This window comes from Brevundimonas fluminis, assembly GCF_003934285.1.
Classification (GTDB): Bacteria; Pseudomonadota; Alphaproteobacteria; order Caulobacterales; family Caulobacteraceae; genus Brevundimonas; species Brevundimonas fluminis.
Genome location: NZ_RQWJ01000005.1, coordinates 29,277 through 42,616, shown reverse-complemented (window position 1 = coordinate 42,616; position 13,340 = coordinate 29,277). Strand labels below are relative to the sequence as shown.

Here is a 13,340-nt window from a genome sequence, read left to right as displayed (position 1 = left end):
GGTTCAGGCTGGGCGTCTGGGGCGCGGTCAGCGGGGCCTCCGTCGGACGGGCGGGGGAAGCGTCGGGCGGATGATCTTCACCGTCAAGGTTGCGGACCTGCGCGGGCGCGCGGGGAAGCGGGCGTCGCGGGCGAAAGGAAGCTGGACCTGTCCGCCCGCACGGCCTCGACGATGATCGACATCACGGCCCGGATGCGGGCCAGGGCCTTGAGGTCGGCGTGAACCACGAGCCACAGGCTGCGCTCCAGACCGACGTCGTGCGGCAGCACGCGCCGCAGGCCGGCCTCCCGCCGGGCGATGAAGTCGGGCAGGACGCACAGGCCCGCACCGGCCAACGCGGCCTGCAGCTGGGCGATCAGGTTGGAGCTCTGCAGCGCCACGTGGATGTCCACGTCGGGCGCCTGCATGTAGTCCAGCTCCGGCGCGTACAGCAGGTCGCCGATGTAGCCGACGAAGCGGTGGCCGGCCATGGCGGCCCGGGTCAGGATCGGGGGCCGGGCGTCCAGATAGACCGGCGCCGCATACAGACCCAGGCCGTAGTCGGTCAGCTTGCGCGACACCAGCCGCCCCTCGCGCGGCGGGCTGAGGGTCACGGCGATGTCGGCTTCGCGCTTGGACAGGCTGACCACGCCCGGGATGGCGACCAGCTGGATCTCCAGCTGGGGATGGCGCTCGGCCAGCTTCACCATCAGCGGGGCGAGGAAATAGCTGCCGAACCCCTCCGGCGCGCCGATGCGGACGGCGCCGGTCAGGGCCTGATCCGCCTCGCCCACCTGACCGGCGGCGCGCAGGGTCAGGCTCTCGATCTTCTCGGCGTGCGGCAGAAGGGCCTCGCCGTGGGCGGTGAGGGCGTAACCCTGTGGGCTGCGGTCGAACAGGCGCGCCCCCAGCGCAGCCTCCAGCGCCGCGATGCGCCGGGCCACCGTGGTGTGGTCCGCGCCCAACCGCGCCGCCGCCGCCGTCAGCCGCCCCGTTCGGGCCACCGCCAGAAAGGCGCGCAGGTCATTCCAGTTGAAGTCGTCGCTCATGCCTAGCCTGTGCAAAAATGCACAATGAAAGCGCATATCATGGCATCGTCTTGGCGAAAAAGCCATGACATAAGCTTGGCCAACAGAGTTCACCCAACCGGGATCGCCGCCATGGCCTTCGACGCCGCCGACTTCCGCCCCGACGCCGCTCAGGTACAGGCGACGCCGGCCCTTTGCCCCCTCTGGACCGCGGCGAACCCCGACCGGGCGCTGGCGTTCCTGTTCGTGGCGCCGCAGGACGGCGACGCCGTCGACGTCCTGACCGCCCCGGAGGCCTGATCTTGACCGACGCGCGTCGCGAACCGCCGCTGATGATCCCGCCCGATCCCGAGGTCGTGGCCGAGGCCCTGACCGGGCTGATGTTCAGCGCCGCCGCCGCGGTGCAGGCGACGACGCGGAAGGCGCTGTCCGCCGAGCCGCTGCCCTATGACCCCACCACGGTCGCGCGGGCGTGGTGGGACTTCAACACGGCGGTGATGACCAGTCCGGCGGCCCTGATGCAGGCGCAGATGCAGGGCTGGCAGGACTGGACGGCGCTGTGGCGCGGCTTCGGCGAGCGGATCATGGGCGGCAGCCCCGAGCCCGTCGCGGCGCCCGAGCGCGGCGATCGCCGCTTCTCGGATCCCGCCTGGACCGAGGAGCCCGTCTACGACTGGCTGAAGCAGGCCTATCTCCTGTCGGCGAAGCGGATGCAGGAATTCGTCGCCGCCGCGCCGGTGGACGACGCCACGCGCGCCCAGGTCGACTTCGCCGGCAGACAGCTGATGAACGCCCTGTCGCCGGCCAACTTCGCGCACACCAATCCGCAGGTCGCGCGCCGCACGGTGGAGAGCGGCGGCCTCAGCCTGCTCACCGGCCTGACCAATCTGCTGGACGACGTGGCCCGCGGGGACGGTCTGATCGCGCGCCGCGCGCCGAACGACTTCGAACTCGGCAGGAACATCGCCGCCACCCCCGGCGCCGTGGTGTTCCGCAACGAACTGCTGGAGCTGATCCAGTACGCGCCGACGACCGAAAAGGTCTTCCGCCGTCCCCTGCTGTTCGTGCCGCCGCTGGTCAATAAATACTACCTCTTCGACCTGACGCCCAAGGCCAGCTATCTGAAATGGCTGGTGGATCAGGGCCACACCGTCTTCGTGGTGTCGTGGGCAAATCCCGACGAGGCGATGGCCGACAAGGGCCTGACCGCCTATGTGAAGGACGGCGTCGTCGCCGCCATGGACGCGGTGCGGACGGCGACCGGCGAGGCCGACGTCGACCTGGTCTCCTACTGCTTGGGCGGCACCCTGTCGGCCATGACGCTGGCGTATCTGGTCCAGACCGGGCAGGGCGACCGCGTGGCGTCGGCCACCCTGATCGCCGCCCTGGTCGATTTCGGCGACATGGGCGAATGGTCGGTCTTCACCGGCAAGGGCGATCTGGACGCCTTCGACCGCTATCTGGACCGCAAGGGCTACGTCGAGGCGCACGACCTGACGAAACTGTTCGCCACGGTCCGCGCCAACGACCTGATCTGGTCGTCGGTGGTGACCCACTACCTGCTGGGCGACGAGGCCCGCGCCTCGGACCTCCTGTGGTGGTTCGACGACGGCGCGCGCATCCCCGCGCGGTTCCTCAAGGAGTACGGCCGCGAGATCCTGGCCGGCAACCGGCTGAAGGACGCGGGCGGCGTGACGATCGACGGCGTGGCGCTGGACCTGTCGAAGATCACCACGCCGGTCATGCTGATCGCGCTCAAGGACGACCACGTCTCGGCGTGGAGGTCGACCTATGCCCAGCGCACGCATTTCGGCGGTCCGACGCGCTTCCTGATGGGCGGCTCGGGCCACAACGCCGGCATGATCAACCCGCCGGCCGCCGGCAAGCACGGCTACTGGACCAACGCCGACGCCCCCGCCGATCCCGAGGCCTGGCTGGCCGGGGCCGCGAAGAAGGAAGGCTCCTGGTGGCCTGAATGGCAGGGCTGGCTGGCCGAACTGGCGGCCGACGACAAGGTCAAGCCGCGCAAGCCCGGCGCGGGCAAGCTGAAGGCCCTGACCGCCGCCCCCGGCGACTACGTCCGGGTGAGGCACTGACCGACGACAAGGGGCGGCAGGTGATCCTGCCACCCCTTTTCGTTTTTAGATCTGATTGTTACCGCCCGAACTTCTGGAACTTGATGCGGTGGGGGATCAGGCTGTCGGCGCCGAGGCGGCGCTTCTTGTCTTCCTCATACGCCTCGAAGTTGCCCTCGAACCACTCCACGTGGCTGTCGCCCTCGAAGGCGAGGATGTGGGTGGCAAGGCGGTCCAGGAACCAGCGGTCGTGGCTGATCACCACGGCGCAGCCGGCGAACTCCTCCAGCGCCTCCTCGAGGTTCTGCAGGGTCTCGATGTCGAGGTCGTTGGTCGGTTCGTCCAGCAGGATCAGATTGCCGCCCGTCGCCAGGGTCTTGGCCAGGTGCACGCGGTTGCGCTCGCCGCCCGACAGCAGGCCGACCTTCTTCTGCTGGTCGCCGCCCTTGAAGTTGAAGCTGCCGACGTAGGCGCGGGTGTTGATCTCGCGCTTGCCGACCATCATCACGTCGGTGCCGCCCGAGATGGCCTGCCAGATGGTGTCGTCCGGCTTCAGGTCGTCGCGCGACTGGTCGACGTAGGCCAGCTTGACCGTCTCGCCGACGCGGATCTTGCCGGCGTCGGGCTGTTCCTGACCGGTGATCATGCGGAACAGGGTCGACTTGCCGGCGCCGTTCGGGCCGATCACGCCGACGATGCCGTTGGGGGGCAGCTTGAAGGTCAGGTCCTTGAACAGCAGCTTGTCGCCGTAGGACTTCTCCAGCCCCTCGACCTCCAGCACCACGTTGCCCAGACGCGGGCCGGGCGGGATCTGGATGACGGCGTGGGTCTGGGCCTTGGCCGAGTTCTCCTGCTCGGCGACCATGCGCTCATAGGCGGCCAGACGGGCCTTGGACTTGGCCTGACGGGCCTTGGCGCCGGAGCGCACCCATTCCAGTTCGCGGGTCAGGGCGCGCTGGCGGGCCTCGCTCTCCGACTGCTCCTGCACCACGCGCTTCTGCTTGGCTTCCAGCCAGCTGGAATAGTTGCCCTCGTGCGGATGGCCCTTGCCGCGGTCCAGCTCCAGCGTCCACTTCGTGACCTGGTCCAGGAAGTAGCGGTCGTGGGTCACCAGGATGACGCAGCCGGGGAAGTTCTCCAGATGGTGCTGCAGCCAGGCCACCGACTCGGCGTCCAGGTGGTTGGTCGGTTCGTCCATCAGCAGCATGTCGGGCTTGGACAGCAGCAGGCGGGCCAGCGCCACGCGGCGCTTCTCGCCGCCGGACAGGTTGATCACCGCCCAGTCGTCCGGCGGGCAGCGCAGGGCGTCCATCGCCATCTCGATGCGGCTGTCGATGTCCCAGACGTCTCCGGCGTCGATCTTCTCCTGGAGGGCGGTCATCTCCTCCATCAGCTCGTCGGAGTAGTTCTCGGCCATCTCCGCGGCGATGGCGTTGAAGCGGTTGACCCACTGCTTCTCCTCGCACCAGGCCTCGACGTTCTCGCGGACGTTCAGGGCCGGATCCAGCTGCGGCTCCTGTTCCAGATAGCCGCGCTTCACGCCGTCGGCGGCCCTGGCCTCGCCCTGGAACTCCGTGTCCAGCCCGGCCATGATCTTCAGCAGCGTCGACTTGCCCGAGCCGTTGACGCCGACGACGCCGATCTTGGCGTCGTTGTAGAAGCTCAGCCAGATGTTCTCGAAGACCTTCTTGCCGCCGGGATAGGCCTTGGTCAGGCCCTGCATCTGGAAAATGTATTGCTGCGCCATGGGGAGCGTCGCGCCCTGTCGTCTGGAGTGTGGGGAGGTCGGCGCGGGATGTAGCGACTGGGGCCCAGAAGGGCAAATGAGGCGGGCAGGGGGCGGGGTGCATCCATCGGCGGCGTCCGCGGCCTCTTCCCCGGAAGGGACCGCGCATGCCGATCACGATCACGCTTCGGACGACCGGGGCCGACCGCCTGGTCCTCAGCCACTATGAGCCGGGCGAGACCTGCCGCGCGCATCGCCATGCGGGCCTTCAGACCTCGTGGATGATCGCCGGGGACTACGCCGAGGACAGCGCGGCCGGCCGCATCGAGGCGTCCGGCCCGACCCTCAGCGTGAAGCCGGCCGGGTTCGAGCACGAGAACGTCTTCGGCCCGGCCGGCGCGCTGGTCCTCTCGTGGAACCGGAGCGGCGGGTTCGGGCCGGGCTACGGCGTCCGGGCCTGCTCGCGGGACGAGGTGGGCGAACTGCGCCGGACGCACGATCCCTCGCCGACGGGCCCCGTGGTTTCGAAGGCGCCACGCATGCCCCCGGCCTGGGTTCGGGCGGCCCGCGCCCACCTTCTGGCGTCGCCGGCCGACGGCGCCGCGCTGGCGCGGCGCGTCGGCGCCCATCCGGCCGGCCTCGCGCGCGCCTTCCGTCGCGAGTTCGGCGCCACGCCGGGCCGCCTTCGGGACCATCGTCGACTCGCGGTCGCCCTCGGCGACCTGATCCGCACCGACCTGCCGCTGGCCGAGGTGGCGGCCGCCCACGGCTACAGCGATCAGGCGCACATGACCCGTCGCGTCGGGGCGGCGGCCGGCTGGTCGCCGGCCGCGCTGCGCCGCCTGTTCCGGCCGGGTTGATTTCGTTCAAGACCTGCGGGCGCGGCCCGCGCAGAAGGGGCGCCGACGCCAATCCGGAGTCTCCCATGCCCGCTCGCCTGACCGACTTCGTTCTCGCCGTCGCCGTCCTGTTCGCCCCCGGCCTGACCGCCGCTCAGGAGAGTGACCCCCGCGCCGCCCGAGCCGGAGCCTTCATCGCGCGCAGTCTGGACCGGCTGGGCGTCGTGCCGGGCGTGGCCGTGGGCGTGGTCGTGGGCGACGAGGTGGTGCTGCTGACCGGCCGGGGCGTCGCCGACGTCCGCACCGGCGCGCCGGTCGACGCCGACACGCGCTTCTACGTCGCCTCGGCCACCAAGCCGGTCACGGCCCTGGCGCTGGCGGCGATGGCCGGGCGCGGCGAGCTGGATCTGGACGCCCCGGTCGCGTCATGGGCCGGGGGGCCGCTCCCCGCCGGGATCGCCGCCACGACCAGCCTGCGCGACCTGCTGGCGCATCGGGCCGGGGTCGAGAACGGCCCGCTGACCTTCCGGTTGGCCTACACCGGCGAGCACGACGCCGCGACGCGTCTCCGCCTGCTGGGCGTCACCCGATGGGATCCCGAAACGCCGCCCGGCCGGTTCCGCTATTCCAACGTGGGCTACAATCTCGCCACCGGCCTGCTGGAGGCGGAGCGCGGCCTGGACTGGCGCGACCTCGTGGCCCGGGAGGTGCTGACCCCGCTCGGCATGACGGCGACCTCGGCCCGCGTCGATCCTGCCGGAGCCGTCGGCCATCTCGGTCACCTGCCCGGCGGTCCCGTGCCCGCGCCGCTGCAGAAGACCGACGCCACCCTGCATTCCGCCGGCGGCCTGACGTCCTCGGCGCGCGACATGGCCGCCTTTCTGGAAGTGCAGCTGACCGACGGTCTGCTGGATGGGCGACGCGTCTTCCCGGAGGGACTGATCGCCTCGACCCACGTCATTCTGGTGGAGCAGGCGGAGACCTTCGGCCCCTACGTGCGTGAGGGCTATGCGCTGGGCTGGCGCGTGGGCCGCTTCGGCGACGACCTGCTGCTTCACCACTTCGGCAATTTCGGCGGCTCGCGGGCCCACGTCTCCTTCATGCCCGAACGAGGCATCGGCGTGGTCGTGCTGATCAACGAGGATGCCGTGGCCGGCGGCTTCGCCGATCTGCTGGCCAACTATCTTTACGACCTCTGGCGCGACGTGCCCGACGTCGACGAGACCTACGACGCCCAGGTCGACGCCCTGGCGACGCGGATCGAGGGCCTGCGCCCCCGCATCGCCGCCGACTTCGAGGCCCGCCGCGGCCGTCCGTGGCTGACGAGCCGCCCGCTCGAGGACCTGGCCGGCGTCTACGACAATCCGGACCTGGGGCGGATGGAGATCGCGGTGCGCGACGGAGCGGTGAGCGTGCGCATCGGCGTGCTGTCGGCCGAGGCCGAAGCCTTCACCCAGCCGGACAGCCTGCGCGTCGAACTGATCCCCCTGCAGGGTCAGGTGATCGTCTTCGACGGCCCGGACCGACTGACCTACGACGGTTTCGAGTTCGTCCGCGTCCCGCGCTGAGCCCTCACAGCAACTCCCGCGCCGCGCGCAGATCCTCCACGAACCGAGCCCGTTCCGCCGCCGCGGCGGCCTTGTCGGGGATGCGCAGCAGATAGCTGGGGTGGACGGTCAGCAGCGCGGTCGAGCCGTCCTCCAGCGCGATCGGCCGGCCGCGCTCCTTCGTCACCGCCACCTTGCGGCCCAGCACGCCAAAGGCGGCGGTGGCGCCCAGGGTGACGATCAGCTTCGGCTTCACGATCGCCCGCTCGGCGTCCAGCCACCAGCGGCAGGCGGTGATCTCGCTCGTGGTCGGCGTCTGGTGGATGCGGCGCTTGCCGCGCGGCTCGTGCTTGAAGTGCTTCACCGCATTGGTGACGAAGGCGTGGCTTCGGTCGACCTCCGCCTCGGACATGGCGGCGTTCAGCACCTGACCGGCCGGACCGACGAAGGGCTCGCCGGCCAGATCCTCCTGATCGCCCGGCTGCTCGCCGACGATCATCAAGTCGGCCCGGGCCGGTCCGCGCCCGCACACACCCTGCGTCGCATCGCGCCACAGGGGGCAGCGGCGGCAGCCCTGGACCGCCCGCTCCAGCGCCTCCAGCGTCTCGGGCGGCGGCGCGTCTTGCGCGGCGCGCTCCACCACCGGCGCGACGGCGCGGATCAGCCTGGGATTGGCGGGCGTGGCGGGGGCGGCGACCATCTCCCTTTCCCGAACCTCCGCCCGCGCCACCAGTTCCGGGATGAGCGACGCCTCCGGCAGATTGGCCCAGTACCGTTTGGGCATCTCGCCCTGCATGGTCCTCGTCTTCAGCCGCGCCGGGTTGAAGGTGGAGGCGTAGTAGGTCTTCCAGAACTCCTCGACCTCGTCCTCCTGCGGGGCCATGTCGCGCGTGGCGGGCGGGCCGAAAGACAGGGCCTCGCCGTTCCAATCGGCCGTGCCGTCGGGCGTCAGGATGGTCCAGCGCAGGGTGGTGAAGCGCCGCTGGAAGAAGGGCGCGGTCTTCTCCAGCACCCGATGCGCAGGTTCGAACCAGGCGATCCAGCGGTCGCCGGCGTCGTCCTGCGTCTGCCGGAAACGGACGAAGGCCTTCATCTTGTGGCTGGCCCGGCTGACGTTCTTCGCCCGCTCCATCGCGTCCGCCACGTCGCGGTCGGACACCACCTTCAGCAAGTCGCGCTCGCCCTGCACCCGCCACAGCAGGCGATAGAGCAGATCGAACCGGTCTTCGGAGCGATGCAGCGCCACCTCGGCGGCGAGGTCGGGGAAGGCGCGGGGCACGGTGATGACCTTCTCCATCCGCTCATCCCGGCGAACGCCGGGACCCAGTGTTTTGGCCGCGCCGGCGCCGGGCGCTTCGCTCGACCGCCAATCCCCGCCACCGGATTCCTCCGAAAGAACTGGGTCCCGGCTTTCGCCGGGATGAGCGGGCGGAAGGGCGTCGAACAGCCCGCCTTGCCCGCCCACCCGGAACCGAACGCCTTGCGGCTCGACCCCCGCCAGCAGCAGTCCGCGCGCCGCCTCGCGCCAGCCGGCGAGGTCCGTCTCCGAGGTCAGGCTCACCGTCCGCATCAGAACAGGCTCAGCTGCTCCGGCGCGCGGGCGGGCGCCAGGCGCGCCTTCAGGTCGATCGCGTCGGTCAGGCCGCCGGGCGTCCAGTCCAGCGTCGTGATGAAGGGGCGCACCTTGTCGATGCCGCGCGTCAGCCGCTGCACGTCCTCCAGCCGCAGGGTCCGGTGACGGCGCACCGAGATCATCCGGTTGACCGACTTCACGCCCAGGCCCGGCACGCGCAGCAGCATCTCGCGGTCGGCCACATTCGCGTCGACGGGGAACCTGTCCCGGTTGGCCAGCGCCCAGGCCAGCTTGGGATCGACCGCGAGGTCCAGCATGCCGTCGGGCGACGCCGAGGCGATCTCCGGCGCGGAGAAGCCGTAGAACCGCATCAGCCAGTCGGCCTGGTACAGCCGATGCTCCCGCATCAGCGGCGGCTTCGACGGGGGCAGGGCGGACGAGGAATCCGGAATGGGGCTGAAGGCGGAATAGTAGACGCGGCGCAGGCCGTAGCCGCCGTACAGCGACGCGGACCGGTCGAGGATCTCCGCGTCGGGCGCGCCGTCCGCGCCGATGATCAGCTGGGTCGACTGGCCGGCGGGCGCGAAACGCGGCGGCCTGGCGCGATCCTTCCTGCCGCCCTTGGCCTCCTCGACCTTCAGCCGCACGCGGCCCATGGCCTGCTTGATGACGCCCGCATCCTTCTGCGGCGCCAGCCGCTCCAGCGCCTCGTCGCGCGGCAGTTCGACGTTGGCCGACAGCCGGTCGGCGTAAAGCCCGGCCTGTTCGACCAGCGCCGGATCGGCCTCGGGGATCAGCTTCAGGTGGATGTAGCCGCGAAAGTCGTGATCTTCGCGCAGCGACCGCGCCACGCGCACCATCTCCTCCATCGTGTGGTTCGACGACTTCACGATGCCGGACGAGAGGAACAGGCCCTCGATGTAGTTCCGGCGATAAAAGTTCAGCGTCAGGTCCACGACCTCCTGCACGCTGAACCGCGCCCGCGGCACGTTCGAGCTGGTGCGATTGATGCAGTAGGCGCAGTCGAAGATGCAGAAGTTCGTGAGCAGGATCTTCAGCAGCGACACGCACCGCCCGTCCGGCGTGTAGGCGTGACAGATGCCCATCCCCTCGGTGGACCCCACGCCCTTGCCGCCGACGGAGTTCCGCTTGCTCGACCCGGATGAGGCGCAGGATGCGTCGTACTTCGCCGCATCCGCCAATATTTCCAGCTTCTTGCGCAAATCCAGACGGGCCATCTGTTCTGGATATGTTCTAACTCCTCCGCATGCAAGCTGAGCCGGACCGGTTGTTATCCCGCCTCCGCTCGGCCACCATGCGTCCGTGACGAGCGCCCCCGAAATCTGGTTCTACCACCTCGAGCGATCCAGCCTGGAGCAGGTGCTGCCCGGGCTGCTGGAGAAGACGCGCGAGCGGGGGTGGAAGGCGCTGGTGCGCGTCGGCTCGCCTGACCGCCTCGACACGGTCGACCGTGATCTTTGGACCTATCGCGACGACGGTTTTCTGGCCCACGGCCGGGCCGACAAACCGCATGCAGAGCGGCAGCCCATCCTTCTGTCGCAATCGGGAGAGAACCTGAACGGCGCTCAGGCGCTGTTCATCCTGGACGGCGCAGAGCTTGGCCGCACGGAAGGGTACGAAAGATGCTTCATCCTGTTCGACGGGCGCGACGATCTGGCGGTGCAGGCGGAGCGCGATCGCTGGAAGGCGCTGAAGGGGCAGGGGGCCGCCCTGGCCTACTGGAAGCAGTCTCCGGAGGGCGCCTGGCAAAAGGCGGCCTGATCGCGCTGGCGCTGGCGGCGTCCGCCTGCGCCTCCGGCGGCGACGCCTCGACCCCGCCCGCCCGGGACGGCGAAGTCGAGCCCGCGGTGGTCGCCTCGGCCATTCCCGTCGACGACCTGACGCCGGCCTCGGCCGCGGAGATCCCCGGCGCGGGGCGCGACCAGTGCGGCGCGCATGAGCTGCAGTGGCTGATCGGCAAGGACCGCAGCGAGATTCCGGTGCCGGTGAACCCCTATGCCCGCCGCGTCACCTGCACGACCTGCGCGGTGACCGAGGACTGGTCGCCGACCCGGCTGAACATCTTCTTCGACCAGGAGACCAACAAGGTCGAAACCGTCCGCTGCGGCTGAGCCGCGGCCAACCTCAAGAAGGACACTCCCATGATCCGCCTCGCCTTTCTGGCCCCCCTGGGCTTGCTGGCCCTGGCCGCCTGCGCGCCCGTCGACGGCATGGAGCCGCCGGCCGGCGGCGCCGAGCAGTGCCCGGCGGCGAAGTACCGCCCCTACATCGGCCGCCAGCATTCCGAACTGCCCGCCGCCGCGCCCGGCGAGGTCCGTCGCGTGGTGTGCGACACCTGCGCCGTGACGATGGACTACAACGCCAGCCGCGTGAACGTGGTCTTCGACACCCGCACCAACGTCGTGAAGTCGGTGAACTGCGGATGAAGACGCTCGCGCTCATCACCCTCGCCGGACTGACCGGCGCCGTCGCGGCCGCCTGCGCCCCCATGCCGGACGCCGGCACGCCCAGCCCGCATCAGTGCGACGCCGAGGATGCGAAATCGCTGATCGGAACCCACGTCGGCGCCGTCACCTTCCCGGCGGACAAGCCGGTCCGGATCGTCTGCACCACCTGCCCGACGACGAAGGACTATCGGCCGGATCGCCTGAACGTCCGCTTCGACGAGGCGACGGGGATCATCCAGTCGGTGGACTGCGGCTGACCTGATCGCGAGGCGGAGCCTCGGGCTCCGCCTCAGCCGCCGCCCCGCAGGATCGGCGCCCCGATCGACCAGCAATGGCCGAACGGGTCGGTCAGGCGGCCGTAACGATCGCCCCAGAACTGGTCCGCCAGCGGCGTCACGGGCACGCAGCCGGCCTTCATCGCCCGTTCCCACCAGAAGTCGGCGTCGTCGACCTGAAGGTGCAGGGTGACGCCCTGCGGCTCGACGTCGGGCGTCTGCCCGTATTCGGGAAACTCGTCCGACAGCATCACCACGCCGCCGTTGATCACCAGCCGGCTGTGCATCAGCCGCTCGCCGTCGTCGGCCACGTTGCGGAACTGCTCCTCGGCCCCGAAGGCGGCGCGATAGAACTCCACCGCCGCCTGCCCGCCGCGCGAGGGGATGGTCAGATACGGCGTCACGCCGCCGGGCCGGAGCAGGTTCGGATCGGTCATGGCGGCCAATATGGGGCCTCGCCGGACGGGGGCCTAGAGCCTATCTGTGCGGCATGTCCGACCTTTTCGAAGCTTCCGGCGTCCACCCGCCCGACGCCCCCCTGGCCGAGCGCCTGCGCCCGCGCAGCCTCGACGAGGTGGTGGGTCAGGATCATCTGCTGGGCCCGGGTGGCCCGATCCGGCGGATGGTCGAGGCGGGCCGGCTGGGCTCGATGATCCTGTGGGGGCCGCCCGGCACCGGCAAGACCACCATCGCCCGCCTGCTGGCCCAGGCCGCGGGCTACCAGTTCCAGTCGCTGAGCGCCGTCTTCTCCGGTGTCGCGGACCTGCGCAAGGCGTTCGAGACCGCGCGCGGCCGTCGGGCCGCGGGCCAGTCCACCCTGCTGTTCGTCGACGAAATCCACCGCTTCAATCGCGCCCAGCAGGACGGCTTCCTGCCGTACGTCGAGGAGGGGATCGTCACCCTGGTCGGCGCCACGACCGAGAACCCGTCGTTCGAGCTGAACGGCGCTCTGCTGTCGCGCAGCCAGGTCTATGTACTGAAAAGACTGGACGATCCGGCGCTGGATCAACTGTTGACTCGCGCCGAGGCGGCCGAGGCCCGCGCCCTGCCGCTGACGCCGGAAGCCCGTCAGGCCCTGCTGGCGTTGGCCGACGGCGACGGCCGCTATCTGCTGACCATGGCCGAGGTGCTGTTTGCCCTGCCGGCGACCGAACCGCTGGACGTGCAGGCTCTGGCCGGGACGCTGCAACGCCGCGCACCCGCCTACGACAAAAGTCGAGAAGAGCACTACAACCTCATATCCGCGCTTCATAAATCCGTGCGGGGGTCCGACCCTGACGCGGCCCTGTACTGGCTCGCGCGCATGCTCAACGGCGGCGAGGATCCGCTGTATCTGGCGCGCCGCATCGTCCGCATGGCGGTCGAGGACGTCGGCCAGGCCGACCCGCTCAGCCTGCTGGTCGCCAATGCGGCGAAGGACACTTACGACTTCCTCGGTTCGCCGGAGGGCGAACTGGCCCTGGCCCAGGCCGTCGTCCACCTCGCCACCGCGCCCAAGTCGGTGGCGGTCTACAAGGCGTACGGCGCGGCGAAGAAGGCCGCGCACGAGACCGGCTCCCTGATGCCGCCCGCCAACATCCGCAACGCCCCGACGAAGCTTCTCAAGGAGCTGGGCTACGGCAAGGGCTACCAGTACGACCCGGACGCCGAGGACGGCTTCTCCGGCGCGAACTACTTCCCTGAAGGCATGGACCGCCGAACCTTCTACGACCCGCCCGGCGAGGGCCACGAGGCGAAGGTGCGCGAGCGGTTGGAGCGCTGGGCGGAGCTGCGCGCGCAGAAGAGCTGACCCTTCTCCCCCCGCGACTGACGGGTTAAGTCGGGCCGCAA

General features: G+C 70.2%; 14 protein-coding genes. 9 read left to right on the top strand and 5 right to left on the bottom strand.

Annotated elements, in window-relative coordinates; translation table 11 throughout:
• Positions 1-83: 83 nt before the first annotated feature.
• Positions 84-1,028, bottom strand: a complete 945-nt coding sequence (locus EFJ44_RS12315; protein WP_125257523.1) for a LysR family transcriptional regulator — start codon at positions 1,026-1,028, stop codon at positions 84-86.
• A 111-nt stretch (positions 1,029-1,139) separates the two neighbouring features.
• On the opposite strand from EFJ44_RS12315, the gene EFJ44_RS13880 reads away from it, so the two are divergent.
• Both EFJ44_RS13880 and EFJ44_RS12310 read left to right on the top strand, forming a co-directional pair.
• Positions 1,140-1,307, top strand: coding sequence for a hypothetical protein (locus tag EFJ44_RS13880; RefSeq protein WP_164511912.1), 168 nt, complete (start codon positions 1,140-1,142; stop codon positions 1,305-1,307).
• Between the two features lie 2 nt (positions 1,308-1,309).
• Entirely contained in the window at positions 1,310-3,103 is a 1,794-nt protein-coding gene (locus EFJ44_RS12310) for a PHA/PHB synthase family protein (RefSeq protein WP_125257522.1), read from the top strand.
• Positions 3,104-3,161: 58 nt separating this feature from the next.
• Here EFJ44_RS12310 and ettA read toward each other — a convergent pair whose 3' ends face one another.
• Positions 3,162-4,829, bottom strand: coding sequence for an energy-dependent translational throttle protein EttA (gene ettA / locus EFJ44_RS12305; protein ID WP_125257521.1), 1,668 nt, complete (start codon positions 4,827-4,829; stop codon positions 3,162-3,164).
• 146 nt (positions 4,830-4,975) lie between these two features.
• On the opposite strand from ettA, the gene EFJ44_RS12300 reads away from it, so the two are divergent.
• Both EFJ44_RS12300 and EFJ44_RS12295 read left to right on the top strand, forming a co-directional pair.
• Positions 4,976-5,668, top strand: a complete 693-nt coding sequence (locus EFJ44_RS12300; RefSeq protein WP_125257520.1) for a helix-turn-helix transcriptional regulator — start codon at positions 4,976-4,978, stop codon at positions 5,666-5,668.
• 65 nt (positions 5,669-5,733) lie between these two features.
• Positions 5,734-7,215: a serine hydrolase domain-containing protein gene (locus tag EFJ44_RS12295; protein ID WP_125257519.1), complete on the top strand. Its 1,482-nt coding sequence runs from the start codon at positions 5,734-5,736 to the stop codon at positions 7,213-7,215.
• A gap of 4 nt (positions 7,216-7,219) precedes the next feature.
• Here EFJ44_RS12295 and EFJ44_RS12290 read toward each other — a convergent pair whose 3' ends face one another.
• Positions 7,220-8,764 (bottom strand): UdgX family uracil-DNA binding protein, encoded by a 1,545-nt coding sequence (locus EFJ44_RS12290; RefSeq protein ID WP_241209800.1) that lies wholly within the window; start codon positions 8,762-8,764, stop codon positions 7,220-7,222.
• On the bottom strand, positions 8,764-10,005 hold the full coding sequence (locus tag EFJ44_RS12285; RefSeq protein ID WP_125257518.1) for a putative DNA modification/repair radical SAM protein: 1,242 nt from the start codon (positions 10,003-10,005) through the stop codon (positions 8,764-8,766). The genes EFJ44_RS12290 and EFJ44_RS12285 overlap by 1 nt, the downstream gene beginning before the upstream one ends.
• A gap of 85 nt (positions 10,006-10,090) precedes the next feature.
• Here EFJ44_RS12285 and EFJ44_RS12280 point away from each other — a divergent pair, with 85 nt between their 5' ends.
• The 4 genes from EFJ44_RS12280 (at position 10,091) to EFJ44_RS12265 (ending at position 11,492) form a co-directional block, all read left to right on the top strand.
• Positions 10,091-10,549 carry a DNA polymerase III subunit chi gene (locus EFJ44_RS12280; protein ID WP_125257517.1) on the top strand — a complete coding sequence of 153 codons (459 nt, stop codon included), beginning with the start codon at positions 10,091-10,093 and terminating at the stop codon, positions 10,547-10,549.
• An 86-nt stretch (positions 10,550-10,635) separates the two neighbouring features.
• Positions 10,636-10,899: a hypothetical protein gene (locus tag EFJ44_RS12275; RefSeq protein WP_241209799.1), complete on the top strand. Its 264-nt coding sequence runs from the start codon at positions 10,636-10,638 to the stop codon at positions 10,897-10,899.
• Between the two features lie 30 nt (positions 10,900-10,929).
• Complete coding sequence (locus EFJ44_RS12270; RefSeq protein ID WP_125257516.1) at positions 10,930-11,214, top strand: hemolysin; 285 nt, start codon at positions 10,930-10,932, stop codon at positions 11,212-11,214.
• The gene (locus EFJ44_RS12265) at positions 11,211-11,492 is read left to right on the top strand and encodes a hypothetical protein (protein ID WP_125257515.1); all 282 of its coding nucleotides are present in this window, start codon (positions 11,211-11,213) and stop codon (positions 11,490-11,492) included. Before EFJ44_RS12270 ends, EFJ44_RS12265 begins: the two co-directional genes overlap by 4 nt.
• A 32-nt stretch (positions 11,493-11,524) precedes the next feature.
• Here the strand turns inward: EFJ44_RS12265 and EFJ44_RS12260 are convergent, their stop codons facing one another.
• Complete coding sequence (locus EFJ44_RS12260) at positions 11,525-11,947, bottom strand: VOC family protein (RefSeq protein WP_125257514.1); 423 nt, start codon at positions 11,945-11,947, stop codon at positions 11,525-11,527.
• 53 nt (positions 11,948-12,000) lie between these two features.
• Between EFJ44_RS12260 and EFJ44_RS12255 the strand changes: the two genes are divergently transcribed.
• Positions 12,001-13,299, top strand: a complete 1,299-nt coding sequence (locus tag EFJ44_RS12255; RefSeq protein WP_125257513.1) for a replication-associated recombination protein A — start codon at positions 12,001-12,003, stop codon at positions 13,297-13,299.
• Positions 13,300-13,340 lie beyond the last annotated feature (41 nt).